The following is a 6,638-nucleotide window of genomic DNA, read 5'->3' as shown; positions in this document are numbered from 1 at the left end:
CACCACCCGCAGCAGCGCCGGCAAGCTGGAGGCCGGCAACGGTGCCTTCGCCTTGCACCTGGATGCCAACAGCCGCCAGTTCAACGACCTGCGCATTCCCGGCTATGCCCGTAGCGCCAAGGTGCGCGATGCCGAAGAGCCCGGCAGCAAGCACCGCCTGGAAAACAGTGACGGCCGCCAGGACGGTGGCGCACTGGGCGGCGCCTACCACTGGGATCATGGTTACGCCGGGCTGTCGTACAGCCGCTATGACAGCAACTACGGCTCAGTGGCCGAACCCGGTGTGCGCCTGGACATGCAACAGGACCACTACGCCTTCGCCTCCGAGCTGCGTGACCTGAACGGCCCGTTCAGTTCGATCAAGGTCGACGCCGGCTACACCGACTACGAGCACAGTGAAATAGAAGAAGGTGAGGTCCACACCACGTTCAAGAACAAGGGCTACGAAGCGCGCATCGAAGCCCGTCATCAACCGCTCGGGCCGGTAGAAGGGGTAATCGGGGCCCAGGTCAGCCGCAACCAGTTCTCGGCCTTGGGCGAGGAAGCGTTTGTCCCGCACACCGATACCGACAGCCTGGCGCTGTTCATGCTGGAGCAGTGGCAGGCCACCGAGCGGCTGAACCTGAGCCTGGGCGCGCGCATGGAGCACACCCGGGTCGACCCGGACGCCAAGGGCAACGAGAACTTCGTCAACGCCGACAGCGCCAGCAGCTTCAACGCCTTCAGCCTGTCATCGGGTGCGGTGTACCAGCTCGACCCGATCTGGTCGCTGGCCGCCAACCTGGGCTATACCGAACGCGCCCCGACCTTCTACGAGCTGTACGCCAATGGTGCCCACGTGGCCACCGGTGCCTATGAAGTGGGCGACGCCAGCCTGAACAAGGAAAAGGCCATTTCCGCCGACCTCGCGCTGCGCTTCGACAATGGCACCCACAAGGGAAGTGTCGGGGTGTTCTACAGCCACTTTCGCAACTACATCGGCCTGATCGGCACCGGCAACCTGCGCGAGGGCGGGCATGACCACGGCCATGACGACGATGATCACGACCACGATCATGACCACGACGGTTTCCCGGAATACCAGTACCAGGGCGTGCGGGCGCGCTTCTACGGCATCGAGGCCCAAGACCGCTGGCAGCTGGCCGAGAACCGCTATGGCAGCTTCGCCCTGGAGCTGTCCGGTGACTACACCCGGGCCAAGAACCTCGACAGTGGCGAGGCGCTGCCCCGCATCGCGCCGCTACGGCTGAACAGTGGACTGGTCTGGGAGCTGGATCGCTGGCAGGCTCGGGTGGATGTCCAGCATGCCGCCTCGCAGCAGCGCAAGCCGGCCAATGAAACCAGCACCGATGGCTACACCACCCTGGGCGCCAGCGTCGGCTATCGCTTCGACATCGGCCAAAGCCAGTGGCTGGCATTTGTGCGCGGCGAGAACCTGACCGACCAGACCGTGCGCTACGCCAGTTCGATCCTGCGGGATATCGCGCCAGCCCCTGGGCGTAGTGTGGAGGTCGGCTTGCGTACCACCTTCTGATCAGACGCGGCCTGTGTAGGAGCGGGTTCACCCGTGAATGCAATGGTGGAGCCACCGCCGCATTCGCGAGTGAACCCGCTCCCACAGGTTATGTACATCCCGCAAATACCAGGACTGTTGCCAAACCCGCAACAATCCACTGCGACAATTTGTCTTTTTTTCTTACAACTTCCGCTATATCCTCCCCGCCGCAAGCTGAAACGCTTCATCGACCCCAACTTGTCGTCCTATCCATTGAGGAGCTCGCTCTTCGATGCGCTTGCCATTTTTTCAATAATCAAAAGATAGCGCTATCTCATGTTCCAACTGCTCAAACCCTGCTACATCGGCCTTGCCCTCGGCGCCTTGGCAACCCCCGCCAGCGCCACTGAAATGTTCGCCAGCGACTCCCCGTGGATGCTCGGCGACTGGGGCGGCACCCGCAGCCAGTTGCTGGAAAAAGGCTACGACTTCACCCTCGGCTACACCGGCGAGATGGGCAGCAACCTGCACGGCGGTTACGACCACGACCGCACCGCGCGCTACAGCGACCAGTTCACCTTCGGTAGCCACCTGGACCTGGAAAAGATCCTCGGCTGGGAAGACTCCGAATTCCAACTGACCATTACCGAGCGCCACGGCGACAACATCAGCAACGACCGCATCAACGACCCGCGCGTGGGTGGCTTCACCTCGGCCCAGGAAGTCTGGGGCCGTGGCGAAACCTGGCGGTTGACGCAGATGTGGATCAAGCAGAAGTACTTCGACGGCGCGCTGGACGTGAAATTCGGCCGCTTCGGCGAAGGCGAGGACTTCAACAGCTTCCCCTGCGACTTCCAGAACCTGGCGTTCTGCGGCTCGCAAGTGGGCAACTGGGTAGGTGGCATCTGGTACAACTGGCCGGTCAGCCAGTGGGCATTGCGCGTGCGCTACAACCTCAGCGACGCACTCTATGCCCAAGTCGGGGTGTTCGAGCAGAATCCGTCCAACCTCGAATCGGGCAACGGGTTCAAGCTCAGCGGCAGCGGCACCCAGGGTGCCGTAATGCCGATCGAACTGGTATGGAGCCCACGTATCCAAGGCCTGAAAGGGGAATATCGCGCCGGCTACTACTACAGTAATGCCAAGGCACAAGATGTTCTCAAGGACAGCAGCGGCCAGCCGGCAGCCCTTAGCGGCGCCGCCTACCGCAGCAGCTCGAGCAAGCACGGCTTGTGGCTCGGCGCCCAGCAGCAGGTGACCTCGCTGGCGTCCGACCAGTCGCGTGGCCTGAGCCTGTTCGCCAACGCCACGGTGCATGACAAGAAGACCAATGCCATCGACAACTATGTGCAGGCAGGACTGGTATACAAAGGGCCTTTCGACGCCCGCGCCAAGGACGACATCGGTTTCGCCCTCGCGCGCGTGCACGTCAACCCTGCCTATCGCAAGAACGCCCGCCTGGCCAACCAGGCCGCCGGCCTCGACGATTATGACAACCCCGGCTTCCTGCCGGTGCAGGACACCGAGTACAGCGCCGAGCTGTACTACGGCATCCACCTGGCCGACTGGCTCACGGTACGCCCCAACCTGCAGTACATCCGCCACCCGGGCGGGGTGTCGCAGGTCGATGGCGCCCTGGTCGGCGGCCTCAAGATCCAGAGCAGTTTCTAACCCCTTTTTGACCTGACGGAGAACCTACGATGAGCACTGAAGGTGCCAACAATGGAAGCCGCTGGCTACCGCGCCTGATCGGCGCGTTGCTGTTGCTGATGGGCCTGGCCTTGTTGGCCGGCGGCATCAAGCTGAGCCAGCTGGGCGGATCGCTGTACTACCTGATCGCCGGTATCGGCTTTGCCCTGTCCGGCATCCTGCTGCTGGCCCAGCGCCGCATCGGCCTCGGCCTGTACGGCCTGGTGCTACTGGGCAGCACCGTGTGGGCCTTGCTGGAAGTGGGCCTGGACTGGTGGCAGCTGGTGCCGCGCCTGGCCATCTGGTTCGCCATCGGTGTGGTGCTGTTGCTGCCGTGGGCACGTCGCCCGCTGATCGGCCCAGGCAGCAAAGCCAACACTGCACTGCTCGGCGTTGCCGTGGTCGCGTCGGGTGCTTGCGCCCTGGGCAGCCAGTTCACCCACCCCGGTGAAGTGTTCGGCGAAGTGGGCCGCGACAGCAGCGAAATGGCCAGTGCCGCACCGGCCATGCCCGACGGCGAATGGCAGGCTTACGGCCGCACCGAGCATGGCGACCGTTACTCGCCGCTGCGCCAGATCACCCCGCAGAATGCGTATCGCCTGGAAGAAGCCTGGCGCATTCGCACCGGTGACCTGCCGACCGACAATGACCCGGTGGAGCTGACCAACCAGAACACCCCGCTGAAGGTCAACGGCATGCTCTACGCCTGCACCGCGCACAGCCGCCTGCTGGCACTGGATCCGGACACCGGCGCAGAAATCTGGCGCTACGACCCACAGGTCAAGAGCCCGGTCGGCACCTTTAAAGGCTTCGCCCACATGACCTGCCGCGGCGTTTCGTACTATGACGAAAACCGCTACGTCAGCCGTGACGGCAGCCCGGCACCGAAAATCACCGACGCTGGCCAGGCCGTGGCCCAGGCCTGCCCGCGCCGCCTCTACCTGCCGACCGCAGACGCTCGCCTGATCGCCATCAACGCCGACAACGGCAAGGTCTGCGAAGGTTTCGCCAACCAGGGCGTGATCGACCTCACCACCGGCATCGGCCCGTTCACGGCCGGCGGCTACTACTCCACCTCGCCTGCCGCCGTGACCCGTGACCTGGTGATCATCGGTGGCCATGTCACCGACAACGAGTCGACCAACGAGCCGTCCGGCGTGATCCGCGCCTACGATGTGCATGACGGCCACCTGGTCTGGAACTGGGACAGCAACAACCCGGACGACACCAAGCCACTGGCCCCCGGCAAGATGTATAGCCGCAACTCGGCCAACATGTGGTCGATCGCCAGCGTTGACGAAGACCTGGGCATGATCTACCTGCCGCTGGGCAACCAGACCCCCGACCAATGGGGCGCCGACCGCACCCCGGGTGCAGAGAAGTACAGCGCCGGCGTGGTCGCCCTGGACCTGGCCACCGGCAAGGCGCGCTGGAACTACCAGTTCACCCATCACGACCTGTGGGACATGGACGTTGGCAGCCAGCCGACTCTGGTCCACCTGAAGACCAATGACGGCGTGAAACCGGCGATCATCGTGCCGACCAAGCAAGGCAGCCTGTACGTGCTCGACCGCCGCGACGGTACGCCGATCGTGCCGATCCGTGAAATCCCGACCCCGCAGGGCGCGGTGAAGGGCGACCACACTTCACCCACCCAGGCCCGCTCCGACCTCAACCTGCTTGGCCCGGACCTGACCGAACAGGCCATGTGGGGCGCCACGCCGTTCGACCAGATGCTGTGCCGCATCCAGTTCCGCGAACTGCGCTACGAAGGCCAGTACACCCCGCCGTCCGAGCAGGGCTCGCTGATCTACCCGGGCAACGTCGGTGTGTTCAACTGGGGCAGCGTGTCGGTCGACCCGGTGCGTCAGCTGCTGTTCACCTCGCCCAACTACATGGCCTTCGTGTCGAAGATGGTCCCGCGCGAGCAAGTGGCCGAAGGCAGCAAGCGCGAAAGCGAGACCAGCGGCGTGCAGCCGAACACCGGCGCGCCGTATGCCGTGACCATGCACCCGTTCATGTCGCCACTGGGCGTACCCTGCCAGGCCCCGGCCTGGGGTTATGTGGCCGCCATCGACCTGTTCACCAACAAGGTGGTGTGGAAACACAAGAACGGCACTACCCGTGACAGCACCCCGGTACCTATCGGCATGCCGGTTGGCGTGCCAAGCATGGGCGGTTCGATCGTCACCGCCGGTGGCGTCGGCTTCCTCAGCGGCACGCTGGACCAGTACCTGCGCGCCTATGACACCAATAATGGCAAGGAACTGTGGAAAGCCCGCCTGCCAGCGGGTGGCCAGGCCACACCGATGACCTACACCGGCAAGGACGGCAAGCAGTACGTGCTGGTGACTGCCGGCGGGCATGGCTCGCTGGGTACCAAAATGGGCGATTACATCATCGCTTACAAATTGGCCGAGTAATGCTACCGGGCCCCTCTTCAGGGGCTCATTCACCTGTACCGGCCTGATCGCCGGCAAGCCAGCTCCCACAGGTACTGCGCAGGCCTTGAAAGCTGCGCGATACCTGTGGGAGCTGGCTTGCCGGCGATCAGGCCGGTACGGGCCAGCAAAGATGAAAGCCTTCCCTGCTGCCTTCGTCTACCATTGAAACCCATCCCCCCGCGCCCCATCTAAGCACCATAGTCATTCACGCAGGTGCCCCATGAGCGACCAGCAGGATTTCCCGGAACACCCCGAAGAACACAGCGAAGTCGAACACACCACCCAGGCCGAACCTGGCCACGCCCTCGCCCTGCCCGGCCAGCAGTTGCCGGACAAGGTCTACGTGATTCCGATCCACAACCGACCGTTCTTCCCGGCCCAGGTGCTGCCGGTGATCGTCAACGAAGAACCTTGGGCCGAAACCCTCGACCTGGTGGCCAAGTCACCCGATCACTGCCTGGCGCTTTTCTTCATGGACACCCCGCCAGAAGACCATCGCCACTTCGACACCTCGGCGTTGCCGCAGTACGGCACGCTGGTCAAGGTGCACCATGCCAGCCGGGAAAACGGCAAACTGCAGTTCGTCGCCCAGGGCCTGACCCGGGTACGTATCCGCACCTGGCTCAAGCATCACCGTCCGCCCTACCTGGTCGAAGTCGAATACCCGCGTCAACCCGCCGACCCGACCGACGAGGTCAAGGCGTACGGCATGGCGCTGATCAACGCGATCAAGGAGCTGCTGCCGCTCAACCCGCTGTACAGCGAAGAGCTGAAGAACTACCTCAACCGCTTCAGTCCCAACGACCCGTCGCCGCTCACCGACTTCGCCGCCGCCCTGACGTCCGCTACCGGCAGCCAGCTGCAGGAAGTGCTCGACTGCGTACCCATGCTCAAACGCATGGAAAAAGTCTTGCCCATGCTGCGCAAGGAAGTGGAAGTGGCGCGGCTGCAGAACGAGATCTCGGCCGAGGTCAACCGGCAGATCGGCGAACACCAGCGCGAATTCTTCC

General features: G+C 63.8%; 4 protein-coding genes. All 4 read left to right on the top strand.

From position 1 onward, the window contains the following. Window positions 1–1,534 (top strand): TonB-dependent receptor (locus HP546_RS23745; protein ID WP_172230293.1); only part of this gene is annotated, 1,534 nt, incomplete at its 5' end. Between the two features lie 297 nt (window positions 1,535–1,831). Beyond that, the gene (locus HP546_RS23740; protein WP_172230290.1) at window positions 1,832–3,166 is read left to right on the top strand and encodes a carbohydrate porin; all 1,335 of its coding nucleotides are present in this window, start codon (window positions 1,832–1,834) and stop codon (window positions 3,164–3,166) included. Between the two features lie 29 nt (window positions 3,167–3,195). Continuing rightward, the gene (locus HP546_RS23735) at window positions 3,196–5,607 is read left to right on the top strand and encodes a glucose/quinate/shikimate family membrane-bound PQQ-dependent dehydrogenase (RefSeq protein ID WP_172230287.1); all 2,412 of its coding nucleotides are present in this window, start codon (window positions 3,196–3,198) and stop codon (window positions 5,605–5,607) included. Between the two features lie 241 nt (window positions 5,608–5,848). Continuing rightward, the coding region (locus HP546_RS23730) for an LON peptidase substrate-binding domain-containing protein (protein WP_172230284.1) at window positions 5,849–6,638 on the top strand (790 nt) is incomplete at its 3' end.

This window comes from Pseudomonas sp. CM25, assembly GCF_013179705.1.
Lineage (GTDB): Bacteria > Pseudomonadota > Gammaproteobacteria > Pseudomonadales > Pseudomonadaceae > Aquipseudomonas.
Note: the sequence above shows the minus strand (reverse complement) of the source record. Positions and strands in the feature narration are given on the sequence as shown.

What these genes read in the sequence shown, in the direction of transcription:
- HP546_RS23740 (WP_172230290.1), top strand. Translation starts at nt 1,832, where the DNA reads ATGTTCCAACTGCTCAAACCCTGCTACATCGGCCTTGCCCTCGGCGCC.
- HP546_RS23735 (WP_172230287.1), top strand. Translation starts at nt 3,196, where the DNA reads ATGAGCACTGAAGGTGCCAACAATGGAAGCCGCTGGCTACCGCGCCTG.